We start from the raw sequence: 21,898 nt of genomic DNA on the forward strand, positions 1-21,898 counted from the left end.
CGCTCATTTTTCAAAAAGATGATTAATGAGCGACGGTGAAGTGCGCCCTTTTTTAGGAAAAACATATCAAAAACTATTTTAAATTTCTCTTGACATATCACCAGAATGCTTTCATCTATGTCATGAAGAAGCATAGTATTATTCCATTTGTTTTTTTTGATGAACAATAAAATTATTATACCATATAAGTACTGATTTGTGTAAGAATCATAAGTAAATTCAGATTTCCATTCTGATATTTATTGTGCTATAATGTTGGCAAAAAGTTGACATTATATAATTATTCCAGGCAAAGGAGATCAGATAATGGCAGAATCAATGAAAGATTATGAAAAAGAGCTGGAAGCTTCTTTTAAGAAGATTGAAGAAGGCGATATTCTTACAGGAACTGTGATCAGTGTAGATGAGAAAGAGGTTGTGATTGACCTTAAATATTATGCAGAGGGAATCATCCCGGCAGAGGACTACAGCAGAGAACCGGGATTTTCATTAAAGGAAGAAGTACATGCAGGAGATGAAGTATCTGCGACTGTTGTGAAAAAAGATGATGGAAACGGAAACATTCTTCTGTCCAGAGTAGAGGCTGCAGATGTACTTGCATGGGACAAGCTGAAAGAATTAAAAGAGTCAGGAGAAGTTCTTGATGTTGTGGTAAAGGGAATCGTGAATGGCGGCGTGATCGCTTATGTAGAAGGCGTGCGCGGATTTATCCCGGCATCCAAGCTGGCTTTAAATTATGTAGAAGATACAAATGAATATCTGAATAAACCTGTTCAGGTTCAGGTTTTTGACATTGATAAAGAAAAAGGCAGATTAATTCTCTCTGCAAAGGAAATATTAAGAGAGAAAGCGGAAGAGGAAAGAAAAACAAAAATTTCCAATGTGCAGGTAGGTCTTGTAATAGAAGGCGTAGTTGAGAGTCTGCAGCCATATGGTGCTTTTGTAGATCTTGGAAATGGTTTATCAGGACTGGTTCATATTTCTCAGATTTGCGAGAAGAGGATCAAGAAGCCATCTGAAGTTCTGGCAGTGGGCGATAAGGTTAAAGTCAAAGTAACGGCAGTCAAAGATGGAAAATTAAGCCTGAGCATTAAAGAAGCAACAGATATGATGGCTAAAGAGATTGAGGAAGAAGTTTTCGAACTTCCGGATTCCAAAGAAGAGGCATCTACTTCTCTTGGATCACTTTTTGCAAACATAAAATTAGACTAATAGATTGAGGTTAAATTCTGTATGAAAAATCAGGAAAAAATATTTGTAATCGGTCACAAGAATCCTGACACGGATTCTATCTGTTCTGCAATTGCTTATGCGGACATTAAGAACAGAACTTCTCAGAAAGTAAAGTATGTTGCTAAGCGTGCAGGTCAGATCAACGAAGAAACCGAATATGTATTAAATCGTTTCGGTATGCAGCCACCGGGATATTTGTCAAATATCGGAACACAGGTAAAGGATATGGATATCCGTATGAGTCCGGAGGCAGACAAGAGTATATCACTGAAGAATGCATGGGATCTGATGATGGAGAAGAGTATTGTTTCTCTGCCGATCAGGGATAAAGAAGGACAGCTTGAGGGTCTGATCACAATCGGAGATATTGCCAAAACTTACATGGATACAACAGACAGCTACCTTCTTTCCAGAGCAAAAACACAGTATAAAAGAATTGCTGAAACTATTGCAGGTACAGTGATCGAAGGAAATGAGCATGGATATTTCACAAAGGGTAAGGTTCTGGTAGGAACTGCAAATCCGGAAATGCTCAAAGCCTATATTGAAGAAGATGATCTGATCATCATGGGAGACAGAGAAGAGGATCATCTTCAGGCAATCTCACAAAATGTAAGCTGTATTATTGTTGGTATGGGAATTGAAGTAAGTGAGAAAGTTATCAAGCTTGCTCATGAAAAAGAAATCGCTATCATTATGTCTCCGTACGATACCTTTACGATCGCTCGTCTGATCAACCAGAGTATTCCTGTCAGATATATTATGAAAACAGAGAATCTTGTTACTTTCAGCACAGAGGATTTCACAGATGATATCCAGAATGAGATGATCAAACACCGTCATCGTGCATTCCCTGTAATTAATAAAAAGGGAAAATGTATCGGAACAATTTCCCGAAGAAATTTCCTCGATATGCATAAGAAGAAAGTTGCTCTTGTGGACCACAATGAAAAAGACCAGGCAGTAGATAATATCGACAAGGCAGAGATTGTGGAGATTATTGACCATCATAAACTTGGTTCTCTGGAAACCATGGCTCCGATTTCTTTCAGAAATCAGCCGGTTGGATGTACTGCAACAATCCTGTATGAAATGTACGGTGAGCAGAAGCTTGAGATTTCCCCGAACATTGCGGGACTTCTCTGCGCTGCGATCATTTCAGATACATTAATGTTCCGTTCACCGACTTGTACTTTATCAGACAAAATGGCAGCAGGTGCACTGGCGCTGATTGCAGGAATTAATATTGAGCAGTTTGCCAGAGAGATGTTTAAGGCAGGAAGTAATCTGAAAGATAAATCACCGGAAGAAATCTTCTATCAGGATTACAAGAAATTTATTGCTGAGGATGATGTCAACTTTGGTGTTGGACAGATCAGTTCTATGGACAGCGATGAGCTGGTAGAAATCAAAGAGCGTCTGGTTCCGTTTATGGTCAGCGAGTGTGGCCGTCACGGTGTTACCCGTGTATTCTTTATGCTTACCAATATTATTGAGGAGTCTACAGAACTTCTTTACTATGGTGAGGGAAGTGAAGAAATGGCCCGCATTGCGTTCCATATGGAGCCGAAAGATGGGGTATTTGATCTGAAAGGTGTGGTTTCACGTAAGAAACAGCTGATTCCGGCACTTATGGAAGCTACTCAGGCAGGACAGAATGATTACAGCTGATAGGCAGCAGAAAAATTAAAAAATAAAATAGCTAAGGATATCAAAGAATGGCAAAAGAAACCTGGAAAGCAGGAAACATGCTGTATCCGCTCCCGGCAGTAATGGTAAGCGTTTCGGACGGAGAGGGAAATGACAACATTATTACAGTGGCGTGGTCAGGAACTGTCTGCACCAATCCGCCGATGGTCTCCATCTCCGTAAGACCATCCCGTTTTTCTTACGATATGATCAAAAAGACCGGAGAGTTTGTAATAAATCTGACAACAGAAAAGCTGGCATATGCGACTGACTATTGTGGTGTGCGTTCTGGACGTGACGTTGACAAATTCAAAGAAATGAAACTTACAAAAGAGAAGGCAGATTTTGTCAATGTGCCGATGATCGCAGAATCTCCGGTAAGTATTGAGTGCAGAGTGAAGCAGGTTCTGGAACTTGGTTCCCATCACATGTTTGTGGCAGATGTGCTTGCAGTTCATGCTGATCCACAGTATATGGATGAGAAAAAGAAATTTCATCTCAATGATGCGAAGCCGCTGGTATATTCACACGGTGAGTATCTGGGAGTTGGTAAGAAACTGGGAACTTTTGGATATAGCGTAAAAAAGAAGAAAAAGGCTTCAGGAAAAAAGAAGTAAGCAGGTTGTCAGGACGGAGTAACAGCAACATAATAGAAGCAGATTGAACAGTAACCAAGTGCGTATTGTTTGCAGATGCAGGTAATGTGTGATAGAATGAAAGGACATAAACATGAATAATGTGACATTAATAGGAATGCCCGGTTCAGGGAAAAGTACAATTGGAGTTATTCTTGCAAAAGCTTTGAGATATGAGTTTCTGGATTCTGATCTTCTGATACAGAAACAGGAAAAAAGAAAACTTTCTGAGATCATAGCGCAGGATGGACCGGAACGCTTTAAGGAAATCGAGAATCAGGTCAATGCAGATATTCGTGTAACAGATACAGTCATTGCACCAGGAGGCAGTGTTATTTACTGCGAGGAAGCAATGGAGCATCTGAAGTCTATTGGAAATATTATCTATCTTAAATTATCTCTGGAATCTTTATCCAAAAGACTTGGCGATCTGAAAGGCCGCGGAGTTCTGTTAAAAGACGGACAGACATTGAAAGACCTGTATGAGGAACGCGTACCTTTATACGAAAAATATGCAGATATTACCATTGATGAAGATGGGAAAGATTTGGATGAAAGTCTCAGAGCAATTCTGGAGATAATACATATCAGAGAGCAGGGAAAGTAGTTATTACAGAACATGAAGTGTTCCGTGGTAAATAACTTTTTGTTTACAAATGACAAATATATGCTATAATATACAACTGACTTTAAAATAAGATGACCGATTTGTATAATCATATATTCATTTGAAATAAGAGGTACACCTTTATAAAACGCACAGAAAAGCCGGATTTTACGGTAGTCTGAAAGGGATGTACTTTAATTCTGCTCATGGAGTGAAAATAAATAAGAGGTGTGATATGGAACAGTATGTTATAAAAGGAGGCAACCCTTTAGTCGGTGAGGTGGAGATTGCCGGTGCCAAGAATGCGGCACTTGCGATTCTTGCAGCAGCCATAATGACTGATGAGACGATTCTGATAGAGAATCTGCCGGATGTAAGGGATATCAATGTATTGCTTGAAGCAATCGCTGGTATTGGAGCACAGGTAGACCGTATTGATAAATCTACTGTAAAGATTAACGGATCTACAATTGGAGATGTAAGTGTTGATTATGAGTATATCAAGAAGATCAGAGCTTCCTACTATCTGCTGGGAGCACTTCTTGGTAAATACAAACATGCAGAAGTACCACTTCCTGGTGGATGTAACATTGGAAGCCGCCCGATCGACCAGCATCTGAAGGGATTCAGAGCACTTGGCGCGGATGTTGATATTATGCATGGTGCGATCGTTGCGAAAGCAGATGAACTTCATGGAAGCCATATTTTCCTTGATGTTGTTTCTGTAGGTGCAACAATTAATATTATGATGGCAGCATCCCTTGCACCGGGACGTACAATTCTGGAGAATGCAGCAAGAGAGCCACACGTAGTTGATGTAGCCAACTTCCTGAATAGTATGGGAGCTAACATTAAAGGTGCAGGCACTGATGTGATCCGTATTAAAGGTGTAGAGAAACTTCACCGTACAGAATATTCCATTATTCCGGATCAGATCGAAGCCGGTACATTTATGTTTGCGGCAGCAGCAACAGGCGGAGACGTTACAGTTAAGAATGTAATTCCGAAACATCTGGAGGCAACTACAGCCAAGCTTGAAGAGATTGGATGTGAAGTTGAAGAGTTTGACGATGCAGTCCGTGTACGTTCTACAGGAAAGCTTCACCGTACTCATGTAAAGACTCTCCCGTATCCGGGATATCCGACAGATATGCAGCCACAGATTGCAGTAACTCTGGCACTTGCAGAGGGAACCAGTATTGTAACAGAGAGTATCTTCGAGAACAGATTTAAATATGCAGATGAACTTTCACGTATGGGAGCCAGCATCAAGGTTGAGGGCAATTCCGCGATTATTGATGGTGTGAAGAAGCTCACTGGTGCGAGAGTAAGTGCACCGGATTTACGTGCAGGTGCAGCCCTGGTTATCGCAGGACTGGCAGCAGACGGAATCACTGTTGTTGATGATATTGTATATATCCAGAGAGGATATGAGAATTTCGAGGAGAAACTCAGATCCCTTGGCGCTGAAATCGAACGAGTATCCAGCGAAAAAGAAATCCAGAAATTCCGCTTAAGAGTAGGATGATATAACGGATGAGAAAAAAACATCAAAAAATATCTTGACATTTTTTAGGGTTAAGTATATTGTATGGTGTGCAGCAATATTAATGAAAGTTAATAATTAGTAATAGCCTTTTATTCAGAGTGGTGGAGATACAAAGGATCTGCGAAGCCACGGCAACCCCTGTCTGTAGAGGAAGGTGCCAACCTGAGCGAGTGATCGAACAATAAGAGGATTGTTTAGATAATCAAACAGTCCGATTACTTCGGGCTGTTTCTTTTTGTTAACTGCAAAGTATCAGCAGATTATTGTACAAAAGACGGCGGGGGAGCCGGACTGCTGGTACGGTACATATAGTGATATACAACAAATAAAGGAGAACACAATGGAGAAAATTTTATTTACATCCGAATCTGTAACTGAAGGCCATCCTGACAAAATGTGTGATGCCATTTCTGACGCAGTTCTTGACGCGATCATGGAACAGGATCCAATGGGACGTGTTGCATGCGAAACAGCTACAACAACAGGTCTTGTACTGGTAATGGGCGAGATCACAACAACAGCAAACATTGATATTCAGCAGATCGTAAGAGATACTGTTCGTGAGATCGGATATGACCGTGGCAAATACGGATTCGATGCAGATACATGTGCAGTTATCACAGCTCTGGACAAACAGTCTGCAGATATCGCTCTTGGTGTAGACAAAGCACTGGAAGCTAAGATGGGCGAAGAAGAGATCGATGCAATCGGAGCAGGTGACCAGGGAATTCAGTTTGGTTATGCTTCCAATGAAACAGAAGAGTATATGCCATATGCGATCAACATGGCACATAAACTTGCACGTCAGTTAACAAAAGTTCGTAAAGACGGAACATTAAAATACTTAAGACCAGATGGAAAAACACAGGTTACTGTAGAATATGATGAAGCTGGAAAACCATGCCGTATCGATGCAGTTGTATGCTCTACACAGCATGATCCGGATGTAACTCAGGAGCAGATTCATGAGGACATCAAGAAATATGTATTTGATGAGATCATCCCTGCAGATATGGTAGATGAGAATACACAGTACTTCATCAACCCGACAGGACGTTTCGTAATCGGTGGACCTCACGGTGACAGCGGACTTACAGGACGTAAGATCATCGTTGATACTTACGGTGGAGCAGGTCGTCACGGCGGCGGAGCTTTCTCCGGAAAAGACTGCACAAAGGTTGACCGTTCTGCAGCATATGCAGCTCGTTATGTAGCAAAGAATATCGTAGCAGCAGGAATTGCTGACAAGTGCGAGATCCAGCTTTCCTATGCAATCGGTGTTGCTCATCCGACATCTATTCATGTTGATACCTTCGGAACAGGCAAACTCTCCGATACAAAACTGGTTGAGATCATTCGCGAGAACTTTGACCTTCGCCCGGCAGGAATCATCAAGATGCTTGACCTGAGAAGACCTATCTACAAACAGACAGCAGCTTACGGACACTTCGGACGTACAGATGTAGATCTTCCATGGGAGCACCTGGACAAAGTTGAAGATCTTAAGAAATACCTTGCATAATTAAAAGAATTGCAGAAGCTGGAGAGCAGCTGAACAATTTACAATTGAAATATACAGTGTGAAGAGAAAACAGGAATTATCTGGAATTGAAATACGGATAGTTCCTGTTTTTTAATTCCTCGGAATAAGAATATTCCCAATAATTGCATTGCGCTTAATTTGATTTATAGTGATAAAATGGGTATTTGTATACTCAGAAGTGTGACAATGAGATTGTATTTTATAGAAAATTTAGATATGGAAATTGAACTTTATGATATAATAAATCTAAGACATTGAGGGTGACAGAGTGATAAACTCAGAGAATATTTCTGAAAGACATAAACGAAAAGTAATGTTCAGGGAATGAGATAGAGAGGAAAACAAAAAATAAAAGATAAAGGATGATTCAAATGAAGTTAAAGACAAGAATCGTGATAGGATTCGGCATGAGCATTCTGGTTCCGCTGCTTCTTTTTTCGGCAACCTTATATGGATTAAGCCATACAAAGCTTGCGCAGCAGGTAAAGGATTCGACAGAAGTTGTATATGACATTTCCGTCGAGGAATCCGCCAACAGCCAGACACAGGTAAGACTCATTGCAAAAGATGTGCTATTTACGGCAACGGTTATTCTGGTATTTACGGCACTGTCCATTGGTTTGTGGATCTACAGAAGTATTGCCACGCCTCTGGTAAAGCTGAAGAAAGCTACGCAGAATATCAAGGAGGGCAATCTGGATTTTGTTCTGGAGGTAGAGGGTGACGATGAATTCTCGGAACTCTGCCGGGATTTCGAAGAGATGAGAAAGAGGCTCAAGGAATCGGCAGAAGAGAAAGTTCTCCTGGATAAAGAGAACAAGGAACTCATCAGTAATATTTCTCATGACCTCAAGACACCGATCACAGCAGTAAAAGGATATGTAGAGGGAATCATGGACGGAGTGGCAGATACACCGGAAAAAATGGACCGCTACGTAAAGACCATCTACAACAAAACAAACGAGATGGATCACCTGATCAATGAGCTGACTTTCTACTCTAAAATTGATACAAATAGAATTCCATACACATTCAGTAAACTGAATGTAGAAGACTATTTCAGCGATTGCGCAGAGGAAGTAGGACTGGAACTGGAGACCAGAGGAATCGAGCTGGTATATGCCAATTATGTAGAGAGCGGTGTACAGGTAATCGCAGATGGCGAACAGATTCGTCGTGTTATTCACAACATTATCAGTAATGCCATCAAATATATGGACAAGCCAAAAGGAATCATTCAGATCCGTGTAAAGGATGTCGGTGATTTTATTCAGGTAGAAATCGAAGATAACGGAAAAGGAATCGCAGCAAAAGACCTGCCATCCATTTTTGACCGTTTTTACAGAACAGATGTGTCGAGAAATTCTTCCAAGGGAGGAAGCGGAATTGGACTATCCATCGTAAAGAAGATCCTGGAGGATCACGGAGGAAAGGTCTGGGCAACCAGCAGACTGGGAATCGGCACGATCATGTATTTTGTACTTAGAAAGTATCAGGAGGTACCAATGAATGAGTAGAATTTTAATCATAGAAGATGAAGAAGCAATCGCAGATCTGGAGAAGGACTATCTGGAACTCTCCGGGTTTGAGGTTGAGATATGCAACAGAGGAGATACAGGACTGACACGTGCACTGAACGAGGAATTTGATCTGATCATTCTGGATCTGATGCTTCCGGAAGTGGACGGTTTCGATATCTGCAGACAGGTGCGCCAGGAGAAAAACATTCCGATCATCATGGTGTCTGCAAAGAAAGATGACATCGACAAGATCAGAGGTCTGGGACTTGGAGCAGATGATTACATGACAAAGCCGTTCAGCCCGAGTGAACTGGTAGCCAGAGTTAAGGCACATATGGACAGATACAATCGTCTGATCGGTTCCAACGTGCAGAAGAATGATATTGTAGAGATCCGAGGAATCAAGATCGACAAGACTGCACGTCGTGTATGGGTAAACGGAGAAGAGACAACCTTTACATCCAAGGAGTATGATCTGCTCACATTCCTTGCAGAGAATCCGAACAGAGTATTTACCAAAGAAGAACTTTTCAGAGAAATCTGGGATATGGAATCCGTGGGAGACATTGCTACGGTTACTGTCCATATCAAGAAAATCCGTGAGAAAATTGAATTTAATACAGCCAAGCCGCAGTATATTGAAACAATCTGGGGTGTAGGCTACAGATTTAAGGTGTAACTGAATCAGGCGTCCTGGCAGAAATTTATCTGTCAGGACGTTTGAGGATAACCGATGTTTTATAAACTGATTGTTTATTCAATTATGTAAGTCTCCTGAGTTGACCAGATCAGGTAGGTCTAATGCTTCAATTGCAAAAAGTAATAAGCAATGGTTGGAGACTCGTGTATCGACAAGTTTATGATTCACTATGTATAAAAAAGGGAAAATATGGAAAGATTATATAAAAAATTAGAAAGCTACAGCAAGTCCGACTATTATCCGTTTCATATGCCGGGACATAAACGTAACAAGGCATCTTCAGCAGGGGACTTCACGTTTGAGAGAGACATCACAGAGATTTCCGGATTTGATAATCTCCATCATGCGGAGGGAATCCTGAAAGAAGCACAGGAGAATGCAGCACAGATTTACGGCACAAAGAAGTGCTTTTTCAGTGTAAACGGAAGTACAGCAGCGCTGCTGGCAGCAGTCAGTGCATCAGTAAACAAGGGCGGTAGAATCCTGGTGGCAAGAAACTGCCACAAAGCTGTCTATCATGCACTCTATTTGCGTGACCTGCTGCCGGTTTATGTTTATCCACACGAAGATAAGAGACTGGGGATAAACGGCGGCATTTCAGCCAGAAGTGTGGAAAGATATCTGGAGGAAAATCAGGATGTGCAGGCAGTTTTGATTACATCGCCTACATATGACGGAGTTGTATCCGACATAAAAGAGATAGCAGAGGTGGTACACAGACATGAAATCCCTCTGATCGTGGACGAAGCACATGGTGCACATTTCCGGTTCTCAGATTATTTTCCGATTTCGGCAGCAGAACTGGGAGCAGATATCGTGATCCAGAGTTTTCACAAGACTTTGCCGTCTATGACACAGACAGCGGTACTTCATATCTGCAGCGACAGGGTAGATGTGGGGAAGATCAAACGCTTCATGGGAATCTACCAGACCAGCAGTCCGTCCTATATTCTGATGGCAAGTATGGATGCATGTATGGATAAGCTGCAGAAAGACGGGCAGCAGATGTTTCGCGAATTTACCTATAATCTGGAAAAAGCCAGAGAGCGCCTTTCAAAATGTGAGAAGATAAAGCTGATCGAAGCGTCTATGCTTCAGGGAACAGGAATCTATGATTTTGACCGATCCAAGTTACTGTTTTCCACAGTTGGAACTTCCATTAATGGACATCAGCTTCATGAAATGCTTTGCGACAGATATCATATCGAGATGGAGATGGAAGCAGAGAAATATGTTCTTGGAATTGCAGCAGTGGGAGATAAGGAAGAGGGATTTGACAGATTATGTGCTGCGATTGAAGAAATTGATGCAGAGACAGAGCTGGTATCTGAAGCAGTAGAATCACAGGAGAACACTTCCCATGCAAGAATGAAACAGCTTATGACCATTGCTCAGGCAATGGATGCACAGCAGAGACGATACCCTCTGGAAGAGAGCATCGGAAAAGTCAGCGCAGAGTTTGCCTATCTGTATCCGCCAGGAATTCCGATCATTGTGCCGGGCGAGCAGATTACTGGACAATTCGTGCGAAATGTGAGAAGATACATGGAACAGGGACTGGAAGTGCAGGGACTCAGCGACACATCTGCAGAGACCATCTGCGCAGCTGCCCGGAATGAATCCGGTCAGGAAGAAGACAGTCCGGCAAAGGAATAACATAGCAGACATGGGAAAGATTTTTTATATTATGGGAAAGAGTGCGTCAGGGAAAGACAGGATTTATTCACTTCTGGCGGCACATAAAGAACTGAATTTAAAAACACTTGTCCTGTATACTACCCGGCCGATCAGAGCCGGGGAGGAGGACGGAAAGAATTACTACTTTGTAGATGATAACAAACTGAAAGAATTCCGTAAGAATGGAAATCTGATCGAGGCGAGAGCTTACCATACAGTTCACGGGATCTGGACTTACTTTACAGCAGATGACGGACAGGTAGATCTGGCAGATTCTGATTATCTGGGAATCGGTACACTGGAGTCTTTTAAGAAAATGCGTAAATATTACGGTGACGAAGTAGTCTGTCCTGTTTATATCCAGGTGGAAGACGGAGAAAGACTCAGCCGTGCTCTTAAGAGAGAACGGGAACAGGCAAATCCGAAATACGAGGAAATGTGCAGGAGATTTATTGCAGACCAATCAGACTTCTCAGAGGAGAATATTCTGGATGCAGGGATATGGAAACGTTTTCAGAATACAGATATCGACGAATGTGTGAAAGAAATCGTAAATTATATAAAATCTATGCAATAGATCTGCTTTTATGGTATAATATCTTACAAAACGGACTGGTGAGGTGATTCTTATGATGGGATTTAACAACATTATCGGACATGACGAGATTATCGGACACTTAAAAAATGCAATAGAATCAGGAAAAATATCGCATTCTTATATTTTTACCGGCGAACCAGGTTCTGGTAAGAAACTTCTTGCAGGAACTTTTGCGGCAACACTTCAGTGCAAAGCCGGCGGTACAGAGCCGTGCCAGAAATGCGACTCCTGCAAAAAAGCGATAGGCAAGAATCATCCGGATATTATTATGGTTACACATGAGAAACCGGGAACGATTTCAATTGATGAGATCAGAGATCAGGTCATTCATGATGTAGATATCAGACCATATTACAGTCCTTACAAGATTTATATTATTGCAGATGCAGATCTTATGACACCGCAGGCTCAGAACGCTCTTCTTAAAACAATCGAAGAGCCGCCGGAATATGCAGTGATCCTTTTGCTGACCAATAATATCGGCGGACTGCTGCCGACGATCCTGTCAAGATGTGTTCGTCTTGACCTTAAGGTAGTAGATGACGGTCTTGTAAAGAAATACCTGATGGAGCATCTCCACGTGCCGGATTATCAGGCAGAGATTGATGCATCCTTTGCACAGGGCAGTATCGGAAGAGCAAAAGAAGCAGCTACTTCACAGGAATTTGCAGAGATGACTCAGAATGCACTGAAGATTCTCAAATATGCAAATACTATGGAAGTATATGAGCTGTCAGATACGATCAAGAGCCTTTCCGGTGAGAAGCAGAATATCAACGATTATCTGGATATTTTCCAGTTCTGGTTCAGAGATGTCCTGATGTTTAAGGCAACCCAGGAGGTCGACAATCTGGTATTTAAGCAGGAAATTAATTTTATCAGAGAGCAGGCGAAACAGCGTTCCTATGAGAATCTGGAGAACATTCTGGATTCCATCCAGAAGACCAAGGTACGTCTGAAAGCAAATGTTAATTTTGACCTGGCATTTGAATTACTGTTCCTGACGATCAGGGAGAAATAGAATGACAAAAGTAGTAGGCGTGAGATTTCGTAATGTAGGCAAGATTTATTATTTCAGCCCTAAGGATTACGAGATCAAAACAGGCGATCATGTGATCGTAGAGACTGCCCGTGGAATTGAATACGGGAAAGTTGTACTTGCACCAAGAGAAGTAGGTGAGGAAGACGTCGTGCATCCTCTCAAAGAAGTGCTCCGCGTAGCAACAAAGGAGGACGATGAGAGAGAAGCGCAGAACAGACTCAGAGAAAGAGATGCATTCAAAATCTGTCAGAAGAAGATCCGTGAACACGGTCTGGAAATGAAGCTGATAGATGCAGAATATACATTTGACAATAACAAAGTACTGTTTTATTTTACAGCAGACGGCAGAATCGACTTCCGTCAGCTTGTAAAAGACCTGGCAGCGATTTTCAAAACACGTATTGAACTCCGTCAGATCGGTGTCCGCGATGAGACAAAGATCCTCGGCGGAATTGGTATCTGCGGCAGATGTTTATGCTGCCATACTTATCTGTCTGAATTTGCACCAGTATCCATCAAGATGGCAAAAGAGCAGAACCTGTCTCTGAACCAGACAAAGATTTCCGGCGTATGCGGAAGACTGATGTGCTGTCTGAAGAATGAGCAGGAGACATACGAGGAACTGAACAAGAAGCTTCCGGGACTGGGGGACTCTGTTACAACTCCGGACGGACTTCAGGGAACGGTACACAGCGTAAATGTACTCCGTCAGCGTGTAAAGGTAATTGTTGAGATTAATGACGAAAAAGAAATTCAGGAATTCCCGGTGGATGAACTGAAATTCAGACCAAGAAAGAAGAAAGTTAAAGTCTCTGACAAAGAGTTAAAGGAACTTGGAAATCTGGAAGATAAAAAAGGAGATTCCAAATTAAATGACTGATCAGCTGGTAAGAGATAAAGAACGAGTAGATGACCTCCAGAATGGATATTATGTGATCCAGGATCCTGAGAAATTCTGTTTTGGAATGGACGCGGTTCTTCTTTCCGGCTTTGCAAAAGTAAAAAAAGGTGAGACTGCTCTGGACATGGGAACAGGAACGGGAATCATTCCGATTCTGCTTAAGGCAAAGACAAATGGAGAACATTTTACAGGTCTTGAGATTCAGCAGGAATGCGCAGACATGGCCGGACGCAGTGTCAGGTATAATCATCTGGAGAACGATATTGATATCGTACAGGGTGACATTAAGGAGGCGGCCGAAATTTTTGGGGCAGCCTCTTTTGATGTAGTGACGAGCAATCCACCTTATATGATCGGGCAGCATGGACTGCGCAATCCGGACATGCCGAAAGCAATCGCCAGACATGAGGTACTATGTAATCTGGAGGATGTGGTCAGCCAGGCGGCAAAAGTATTGAAAGAACGGGGCAGATTTTATATGGTGCACAGACCGTTCAGACTGGCAGAGATCATGAATGTTCTGACAAAATACCGTCTGGAGCCGAAGAGAATGCAGCTTGTGTATCCATACATAGACAGAGAACCGAATATGGTACTGATCGAAGCATTAAAGGGCGGAAATTCCAGAGTGACCGTGGAACCGCCGCTGATCGTATATAAAGAGCCGGGAGTTTATACAGAGAGTATATTGAAGATTTATGATATGATCTAAATTTTTTGCAAAGCATTATGAGAGGAATCAATTATGAGTGGTAAATTGTATTTGTGCGCAACACCCATAGGAAATCTGGAGGACATTACACTCCGGGTACTCCGCACATTAAAAGAAGTAGATCTTATAGCAGCAGAAGATACCAGAAACAGTATCAAACTGTTGAACCATTTTGACATTAAAACACCCATGACCAGTTATCATGAGTATAACAAGATCGACAAGGCATACGTCCTGATCAGCAAAATGCAGGAAGGTCAGAACATAGCTCTGATCACAGATGCCGGAACTCCGGGAATCTCCGATCCGGGTGAAGAACTGGCAGCAATGTGCTATGAAGCTGGGATTGAAGTAACCTCACTTCCGGGACCTGCTGCCTGTATCACAGCCTTAACTCTTTCCGGTCTGCCAACAAGAAGATTCGCATTTGAAGCCTTTCTTCCTGCAGATAAAAAAGAGAGAAAAGTAATCCTGGAAGAACTGAAAAATGAAACAAGAACCATTATTCTCTACGAAGCACCACACAGATTGGTAAGAACTCTGGAGGAGTTAAAAGAAACTCTGGGAAACCGCAGGATGACTTTATGCAGAGAGCTGACAAAGAAACACGAGACAGCTTTCCATACAACCATCGAGGACCTGATTCTCTATTACCAGACAGAGAAACCACTGGGTGAATGTGTCCTTGTGATCGAGGGAAGAAGCAGAAAGGAAATGGAAGAAGAACAGAAAGCTTCCTGGGAAAAAATTACCATAGAAGAACACATGGAAATCTACGAAAACCAGGGCCATTCCAGAAAAGAAGCCATGAAATTGGTAGCAAACGACAGAGGAATGACCAAGAGAGATGTGTACCAGTATCTCATTAACAAAAGCGAAGAATAAGAGAAACAGGTAGAAGAATTCCCGTGCGCGGGGATTCTTTTTGCATTGTACGAAATACAATTATTTTTGGGGAATAATCCAAAGAAAATGTAATAGGATTTAATGTTTTTTTGGTGATGAATGTGGCAAGATATAGGCTTTTGTGCTATAATAAATTTGTATTATTATGTCCAAATACCAGAATATATTTGAAAACCTGTTTATGGTAAACCCGCAAGGGTTTTCAGATATATTCTGGTTATGATCAATAGATAACAGGAGGAATAAAATGGGCGGAGAAAATACAGAATACGGAGCGGATCAAATCCAGATTCTGGAAGGTTTGGAAGCCGTACGAAAGAGACCAGGTATGTATATCGGAAGTACATCCAGCAGAGGTCTTCATCACTTGGTTTATGAGATCGTAGACAATGCAGTTGATGAAGCTCTTGCTGGATTTTGTACGGAAATTCAGGTAGTGATCAATTCGGATAACTCTATCACAGTTGTCGATAACGGACGTGGTATTCCGGTAGGCATTAACCATAAAGCAGGAATCCCTGCTGTAGAAGTTGTATTTACCATTCTTCATGCCGGCGGTAAATTCGGTGGTGGAGGGTACAAGGTATCAGGCGGACTCCACGGAGTAGGTGCATCTGTAGTAAACGCACTTTCTACCTGGCTTGAAGTAAAAATCTATCATGAGGGAAAAATTTATCAGCAGAGATACGAACGAGGCAAGACCATGTATTCTCTGAAAGTTGTAGGCGACTGCGACCCGGAACTGTCTGGAACAACAGTTGTATTCCTGCCGGATAAAGATATTTTCGAAGAAACTGTATACGACTATGATATCCTGAAACAGCGTCTGAGAGAGATGGCATTCCTGACAAAAGGTCTGAAGATCTGTCTCAAAGATACCAGAAAAGGAATGGAAAGAGAGAAAATTTTCCATTACGAGGGTGGTATCCGCGAATTCGTAACTTACCTTAACAGAAGTAAAGAAGCGCTCTACCCGGAGATCATTTACTGCGAGGGACAGGTAAACGGAGTATCTGTAGAGGTTGCCATGCAGCATAATGACTCTTATACAGAGAACTGTTATGGATTTGTAAATAACATCAATACACCAGAGGGCGGTACTCATATCGTAGGTTTCAGAAATGCTCTGACAAAAACTTTCAACGATTATGCAAGAAAGAATAAACTGCTCAAAGACAGCGAGCCGAACTTAAGCGGAGATGATATCCGAGAGGGTCTGACTGCAATTGTCAGTGTTAAGATCGAGAATCCTCAGTTTGAGGGACAGACTAAACAGAAACTCGGAAACAGCGAAGCAAGAGGTGCTGTTGACAGTGTAGTAAGCAAACAGCTTGAAATCTTTCTTGAACAGAATCCGACTGTAGCAAAAGCTACTGTAGAGAAATCTGTTCTTGCACAGAGAGCCCGTGAGGCAGCCCGTAAGGCCCGTGACCTCACCAGAAGAAAATCAGCCCTTGACAATATGTCTCTTCCTGGAAAACTTGCAGATTGCTCAGACAAGAATCCTGAGAACTGCGAGATCTACATCGTAGAGGGAGATTCCGCCGGTGGTTCCGCAAAGACTGCCAGAAACCGTGTGACACAGGCTATCCTGCCTTTGAGAGGTAAGATCCTGAACGTAGAGAAAGCACGTCTGGATAAAATTTATGCAAATGCCGAGATCAAAGCTATGATCACAGCATTTGGAACGGGAATCCATGAGGATTTTGATATCAGCAAGCTTCGTTATCACAAGATCATCATCATGACCGATGCCGATGTTGATGGTGCGCATATTGCCACCCTGCTGCTGACTTTCCTGTACCGTTTCATGCCGGAACTGATCAAACAGGGATATGTATACCTTGCGCAGCCTCCGTTATACAAGGTTGAGAAGAACAAGAAAGTATGGTATGCATACGACGACGATGAACTGAATCAGATCCTGACAGAAATCGGCCGTGACGGAAATAACAAGATCCAGCGCTACAAAGGTCTTGGAGAGATGGATGCAGACCAGCTCTGGGAGACAACAATGGACCCTGAGAAACGAATCCTGCTCAAGGTTACCATGGACGAAGCAGCTACATCTGAGATTGACCTGACATTTACTACACTGATGGGCGATAAGGTAGAGCCAAGACGTGAATTTATTGAAGAGAATGCAAGATTTGTAAAGAATCTGGATATCTGATAATAGGGAGAATAGATAAATGGAAGATAATATTTTTGACAAAGTCCACGAGGTGGATCTGGAGAAGACCATGAAGGACTCCTACATCGATTATGCTATGAGCGTTATCGCTTCCCGAGCATTACCTGATGTAAGAGATGGTCTGAAACCGGTTCAGCGTCGTGTACTGTATTCCATGATAGAGTTAAACAATGGTCCTGACAAGCCGCATCGTAAATGTGCGCGTATTGTCGGTGATACAATGGGTAAATATCACCCGCATGGTGACAGTTCTATCTATGGCGCACTTGTAAATATGGCACAGGAATGGTCTACCAGATATCCGCTGGTAGACGGACATGGAAACTTTGGTTCCGTGGACGGTGACGGGGCAGCAGCCATGCGATACACCGAGGCACGTCTGAGCAAGATTTCCATGGAAATGTTGGCAGATATCAATAAAGATACCGTTGACTTCCAGCCAAACTTTGATGAGACAGAGAGAGAACCTGTTGTACTGCCGTCCCGTTACCCGAATCTTCTGGTAAACGGAACTTCTGGTATAGCAGTAGGTATGGCAACAAATATCCCTCCTCATAATCTGGGAGAGGTCGTAGATGCGGTTGTCAAGATCATTGATAACATCATCGAAGAACAGCGTGAAACCACAATGGAAGAGATCCTGGACATTGTAAAAGGTCCAGACTTCCCGACAGGTGCCACGATCCTTGGCAGAAGAGGAATTGAAGAAGCCTACAGAACAGGCCGCGGAAAGATCCGTGTACGTGCCGTAACAAACATCGAGACACTTCCAAACGGAAAGTCCAGAATTATCGTTACAGAGCTTCCATATCTGGTAAATAAGGCACGTTTGATTTCCAAGATTGCAGAACTTGTAAGAGATAAAAAGATTGATGGAATCACAGACCTGAATGATCATTCCAGCCGTGAGGGAATGAGAATCTGTATTGATCTGCGAAAAGATGCAAATGCAAATGTAGTTCTGAATTTACTGTACAAGCATACCCAGCTTCAGGATACTTTTGGCGTAAATATGCTTTCCCTTATCCCAAATAACGGAAGCCTTGAGCCGAAGGTATTAAATCTGAAACAGATGCTGGAATACTATCTGGCACATCAGGAAGATGTAGTGACCAGAAGAACAAAATATGACCTGAATAAAGCAAGAGAACGTGCCCATATCTTAGAGGGACTGCTGAAAGCCCTTGATAATATCGACGAAGTGATCCGTATTATCAGAGCTTCCCAGAACGTGCAGATCGCGAAACAGGAATTAATGGAGCGTTTCGAGCTGACAGATGTCCAGGCACAGGCAATCGTAGATATGCGTCTGCGTGCTCTGACAGGTCTGGAAAGAGAGAAACTGGAAGCAGAATATGCTGACTTAATGGAGAAGATCCGTAAATATGAAGCAATCCTTGCAGACAGAAATCTTCTTCTGCGCGTGATCCGTGAGGAAATCCTTGCGATTGCTGAGAAATACGGCGATGAAAGAAAGACTTCCATCGGATATGATGTATACGATATTTCTACAGAAGATCTGATTCCAAGAGAGAATACCGTAATCACAATGACCAAACTTGGATACATTAAGAGAATGACAGTAGACAATTTCAGAAGCCAGAACAGAGGTGGAAGAGGAATCAAGGGCATGCAGACTCTTGAGGACGATTACATCGAAGAACTTCTGATGACCACTACTCATCATTATCTGATGTTCTTTACAAATACAGGACGAGTATACCGCCTGAAAGCATATGAGATCCCGGAAGCAGGACGTACTGCAAGAGGAACTGCGATCATCAATCTTTTACAGCTGATGCCGGGAGAATTTGTCACAGCAGTCATTCCAATCCGCAAATTTGAGGACGGCAATTATCTCATGATGGCGACAAAGAACGGTCTTGTAAAGAAAACTCCGATCCATGAATATGCAAATGTGCGTAAGAACGGACTGGCAGCGATTACTTTACGTGACGATGACGAGCTGATCGAGGTTAAGCTTACAGACGATAAGAAAGACGTGATCCTGGTAACAAAAGACGGTATGTGTATCCGTTTCAAAGAGACAGATGTAAGAAGCACCGGCAGAACTTCCATGGGTGTACGAGGTATGAACCTTGACGATGGTGATGAAGTTGTAGCAATGCAGCTGAATTCTCAGGGAGACTGCCTGCTGATCGTATCTGCAAATGGTATGGGTAAACGCACTGCAATGGCAGAATTTTCATGCCAGAACCGTGGCGGAAAAGGTGTGAAGTGCTATAAGATCACAGAGAAAACCGGTGATGTAATTGGAGCGAGAGCTGTAAATGAAGATAATGAAGTCATGTTGATCACAACGGAAGGTATCATTATCAGGATCGCATGCTCTGATATTTCCATTCTTGGAAGAATCACATCAGGTGTAAAACTGATCAATCTTACAGATGGTGTCACTGTAGCAAGTGTAGCCAAGGTAAGAGATAAAGAAGAAAAAGACGCAAATGCGCAGTCGGCAGCAGGAGAAACGGCAGATGATGCACAGATAGTAACTGAAGAGTCTGATCAGACTTTAGATCAGGATACACAGAGCGAGAACACAGGAGAAGAGGAATAACCATGAAAAAATGGTACAGATATCTTGCAGCAGGAGTGTTGGTATTACTGACACTCTGTGTGGCAGGATGTGGGGGTGTAAGCCACAAATCACCGGAAAAAGTTACAGAGGAACTGATTCAGTCCTATGTTGACGGAAAAGAAAACAAAGTAAAAGACTGCTACAATCAGAAAGATAATACAGAAGCAGATCTCCAGACAGAGATCACAGCAACGCTGAAGTATTTTGAGGCACATAATCCAAAGAAAGTATCTATTCAGGACTGCCAGGTACTTTCTCAGAATGATAATTATACATATGTATATATAACCTATAATCTGATCCTTGAGGATGACCAGGAATATCCATGTGTAGGAACCTATATGGTAGGAAAACAGGATAAAACTTACTATATTATGTCATCATCACAGATTACAGATGATATGAGAACACAGGCAGCCACAGACTATGCCAACTTTATGAAGACAGACGCTTACAAGACTTATACCAAAGCATACGATACATTTATCAAGAAAAATCCGGGATATGAAGATAAGATTTCGGAAAAAATAGGATCATGATATATTGAGGACAAAAATAAATGAAAAGAATATTATTGATGGTATTTAGAAATCTCTTTTTTGTTCCATATGGATGGTTCAAATTATGCTGGTATGCATCACATGCAGACCGTTACAGCGAAGAGGAGAGATATCAGCTCCTTAAGTATGTAGATAACAGAGCAGTACGCGGTGGTAATCTTGTGATCGATGGTCATGGAATAGAAAACATTCCAAAAGAGAACGGATTTATGTTCTTTCCAAATCATCAGGGTCTTTTTGACGTACTTGCGATCATACAGGTGTGCCCGGTGCCTTTTTCAGTAGTAGCGAAGAAAGAGCTGACAAACGTACCGTTCCTGAAACAGGTATTTGCAATTATGAAAGCTTTTATGATCGACCGTGAGGATGTCAAGCAGTCTATGCAGGTGATCATTAATGTTATCAAAGAAGTAAAGGCAGGACGAAACTATCTGATCTTTGCAGAGGGAACTAGAAGCAAAGACGGAAATCATCCACAGGAATTCAAAGGCGGAAGCTTCAAAGCGGCAACCAAGTCAAAATGCCCGATCGTACCAGTGGCGTTGATCGATTCTTATAAGGCATTTGATACAGGTTCTATCAAACCACTTACAGTACAGGTACATTTCCTGGAACCTATATACTATGAAGAGTATAAAGATATGAAGACAACAGAGATTGCAGCAGAGGTGAAAAGACGTATCGAAGCTACAATTTCACAGTATGCATAATGCTTTAAAATAGTATATAATAGTGTAAAAATAAAAAATATTGAAAAAAGTAAAAAAACCTGTTGACAAAACAGGTTTTTTTACATATAATTACAAATGCACTTCGGGAAATACCAAAGTGCATTCGAATTTAATATTGAACTATTAGTTCGGAGTCTGGAGAAGTACTCAAGAGGCCGAAGAGGTGCCCCTGCTAAGGGTATAGGTCGCTAACGCGGCGCGAGGGTTCAAATCCCTCCTTCTCCGCTTTATTTTTTTGAAAAAATACTTTTTCAAAAAAATAAAAAAGATATTGACAAACGCTTGGAACTGTGATAAAGTAAACAAGCTGTCAACGGACAATGAATCAGTTGAAAAAAGATTTGAAAAAACTTAAAAAAGTTCTTGACAAGTCGAAAACAACATGATATAATAAACAAGCTGTCGCAAGACAGACAACCTTGATAACTAAACAGTGAAACACATACGATTCTCGAAAATTCTTTACATTTTTAAGAACGGTTGAATAAACCAAAAACAGTAA

At 42.0% G+C, this 21,898-nt stretch carries 18 protein-coding genes, 1 tRNA gene and 1 riboswitch; all 19 genes read left to right on the forward strand.

Going from position 1 to position 21,898, the window contains the following annotated elements:
* Window positions 1–306 precede the first annotated feature (306 nt).
* The 19 genes from ACTNES_RS12230 to ACTNES_RS12320 all read left to right on the forward strand — a co-directional run bounded on the left by ACTNES_RS12230 (window position 307) and on the right by ACTNES_RS12320 (window position 21,621).
* Complete coding sequence (locus ACTNES_RS12230) at window positions 307–1,212, forward strand: S1 RNA-binding domain-containing protein (RefSeq protein ID WP_291806472.1); 906 nt, start codon at window positions 307–309, stop codon at window positions 1,210–1,212.
* Window positions 1,213–1,233: 21 nt separating this feature from the next.
* Entirely contained in the window at window positions 1,234–2,904 is a 1,671-nt protein-coding gene (locus tag ACTNES_RS12235) for a putative manganese-dependent inorganic diphosphatase (RefSeq protein WP_291806474.1), read from the forward strand.
* A gap of 47 nt (window positions 2,905–2,951) precedes the next feature.
* Window positions 2,952–3,539: a flavin reductase family protein gene (locus ACTNES_RS12240; protein ID WP_300335399.1), complete on the forward strand. Its 588-nt coding sequence runs from the start codon at window positions 2,952–2,954 to the stop codon at window positions 3,537–3,539.
* Window positions 3,540–3,651: 112 nt separating this feature from the next.
* On the forward strand, window positions 3,652–4,164 hold the full coding sequence (locus ACTNES_RS12245) for a shikimate kinase (RefSeq protein WP_216458769.1): 513 nt from the start codon (window positions 3,652–3,654) through the stop codon (window positions 4,162–4,164).
* A 235-nt stretch (window positions 4,165–4,399) separates the two neighbouring features.
* On the forward strand, window positions 4,400–5,692 hold the full coding sequence (locus ACTNES_RS12250; protein ID WP_216458770.1) for a UDP-N-acetylglucosamine 1-carboxyvinyltransferase: 1,293 nt from the start codon (window positions 4,400–4,402) through the stop codon (window positions 5,690–5,692).
* 107 nt (window positions 5,693–5,799) lie between these two features.
* Window positions 5,800–5,901: riboswitch (SAM riboswitch) on the forward strand.
* A gap of 152 nt (window positions 5,902–6,053) precedes the next feature.
* Window positions 6,054–7,235, forward strand: coding sequence for a methionine adenosyltransferase (gene metK, locus ACTNES_RS12255; protein WP_291806479.1), 1,182 nt, complete (start codon window positions 6,054–6,056; stop codon window positions 7,233–7,235).
* A gap of 392 nt (window positions 7,236–7,627) precedes the next feature.
* Window positions 7,628–8,773: a sensor histidine kinase gene (locus tag ACTNES_RS12260; protein WP_441039459.1), complete on the forward strand. Its 1,146-nt coding sequence runs from the start codon at window positions 7,628–7,630 to the stop codon at window positions 8,771–8,773.
* A complete protein-coding gene (locus ACTNES_RS12265; RefSeq protein WP_291806482.1) occupies window positions 8,766–9,455 on the forward strand; it encodes a response regulator transcription factor in 690 nt (229 codons plus the stop codon). Before ACTNES_RS12260 ends, ACTNES_RS12265 begins: the two co-directional genes overlap by 8 nt.
* 210 nt (window positions 9,456–9,665) lie before the next feature.
* The gene (locus ACTNES_RS12270; RefSeq protein WP_291806484.1) at window positions 9,666–11,132 is read left to right on the forward strand and encodes an aminotransferase class I/II-fold pyridoxal phosphate-dependent enzyme; all 1,467 of its coding nucleotides are present in this window, start codon (window positions 9,666–9,668) and stop codon (window positions 11,130–11,132) included.
* A gap of 10 nt (window positions 11,133–11,142) precedes the next feature.
* Window positions 11,143–11,730 (forward strand): guanylate kinase, encoded by a 588-nt coding sequence (locus tag ACTNES_RS12275; protein WP_291806486.1) that lies wholly within the window; start codon window positions 11,143–11,145, stop codon window positions 11,728–11,730.
* Window positions 11,731–11,782: 52 nt separating this feature from the next.
* Window positions 11,783–12,772: a DNA polymerase III subunit delta' gene (holB, locus tag ACTNES_RS12280; protein ID WP_291814568.1), complete on the forward strand. Its 990-nt coding sequence runs from the start codon at window positions 11,783–11,785 to the stop codon at window positions 12,770–12,772.
* A 1-nt stretch (window position 12,773) separates the two neighbouring features.
* The gene (locus ACTNES_RS12285) at window positions 12,774–13,673 is read left to right on the forward strand and encodes a PSP1 domain-containing protein (protein WP_216458777.1); all 900 of its coding nucleotides are present in this window, start codon (window positions 12,774–12,776) and stop codon (window positions 13,671–13,673) included.
* Window positions 13,666–14,406: a tRNA1(Val) (adenine(37)-N6)-methyltransferase gene (locus ACTNES_RS12290; RefSeq protein WP_291806490.1), complete on the forward strand. Its 741-nt coding sequence runs from the start codon at window positions 13,666–13,668 to the stop codon at window positions 14,404–14,406. The genes ACTNES_RS12285 and ACTNES_RS12290 overlap by 8 nt, the downstream gene beginning before the upstream one ends.
* 33 nt (window positions 14,407–14,439) lie before the next feature.
* On the forward strand, window positions 14,440–15,291 hold the full coding sequence (gene rsmI, locus ACTNES_RS12295; protein ID WP_216458779.1) for a 16S rRNA (cytidine(1402)-2'-O)-methyltransferase: 852 nt from the start codon (window positions 14,440–14,442) through the stop codon (window positions 15,289–15,291).
* 268 nt (window positions 15,292–15,559) lie between these two features.
* Complete coding sequence (gene gyrB, locus ACTNES_RS12300; RefSeq protein ID WP_300335405.1) at window positions 15,560–17,485, forward strand: DNA topoisomerase (ATP-hydrolyzing) subunit B; 1,926 nt, start codon at window positions 15,560–15,562, stop codon at window positions 17,483–17,485.
* A 19-nt stretch (window positions 17,486–17,504) separates the two neighbouring features.
* Window positions 17,505–20,084, forward strand: a complete 2,580-nt coding sequence (gyrA, locus tag ACTNES_RS12305; protein ID WP_300335407.1) for a DNA gyrase subunit A — start codon at window positions 17,505–17,507, stop codon at window positions 20,082–20,084.
* Window positions 20,085–20,086: 2 nt separating this feature from the next.
* Window positions 20,087–20,644 (forward strand): hypothetical protein, encoded by a 558-nt coding sequence (locus ACTNES_RS12310; protein WP_216458782.1) that lies wholly within the window; start codon window positions 20,087–20,089, stop codon window positions 20,642–20,644.
* Between the two features lie 20 nt (window positions 20,645–20,664).
* Window positions 20,665–21,375: a lysophospholipid acyltransferase family protein gene (locus ACTNES_RS12315; protein WP_216458783.1), complete on the forward strand. Its 711-nt coding sequence runs from the start codon at window positions 20,665–20,667 to the stop codon at window positions 21,373–21,375.
* A 158-nt stretch (window positions 21,376–21,533) separates the two neighbouring features.
* Window positions 21,534–21,621: transfer RNA gene (locus ACTNES_RS12320), tRNA-Ser, on the forward strand.
* The last annotated feature ends 277 nt before the right edge of the window (window positions 21,622–21,898 follow it).

The sequence above is a fragment of the Blautia sp. HCP3S3_D9 genome (genome assembly GCF_052063845.1).
Classification (GTDB): Bacteria; Bacillota; Clostridia; order Lachnospirales; family Lachnospiraceae; genus Blautia_A.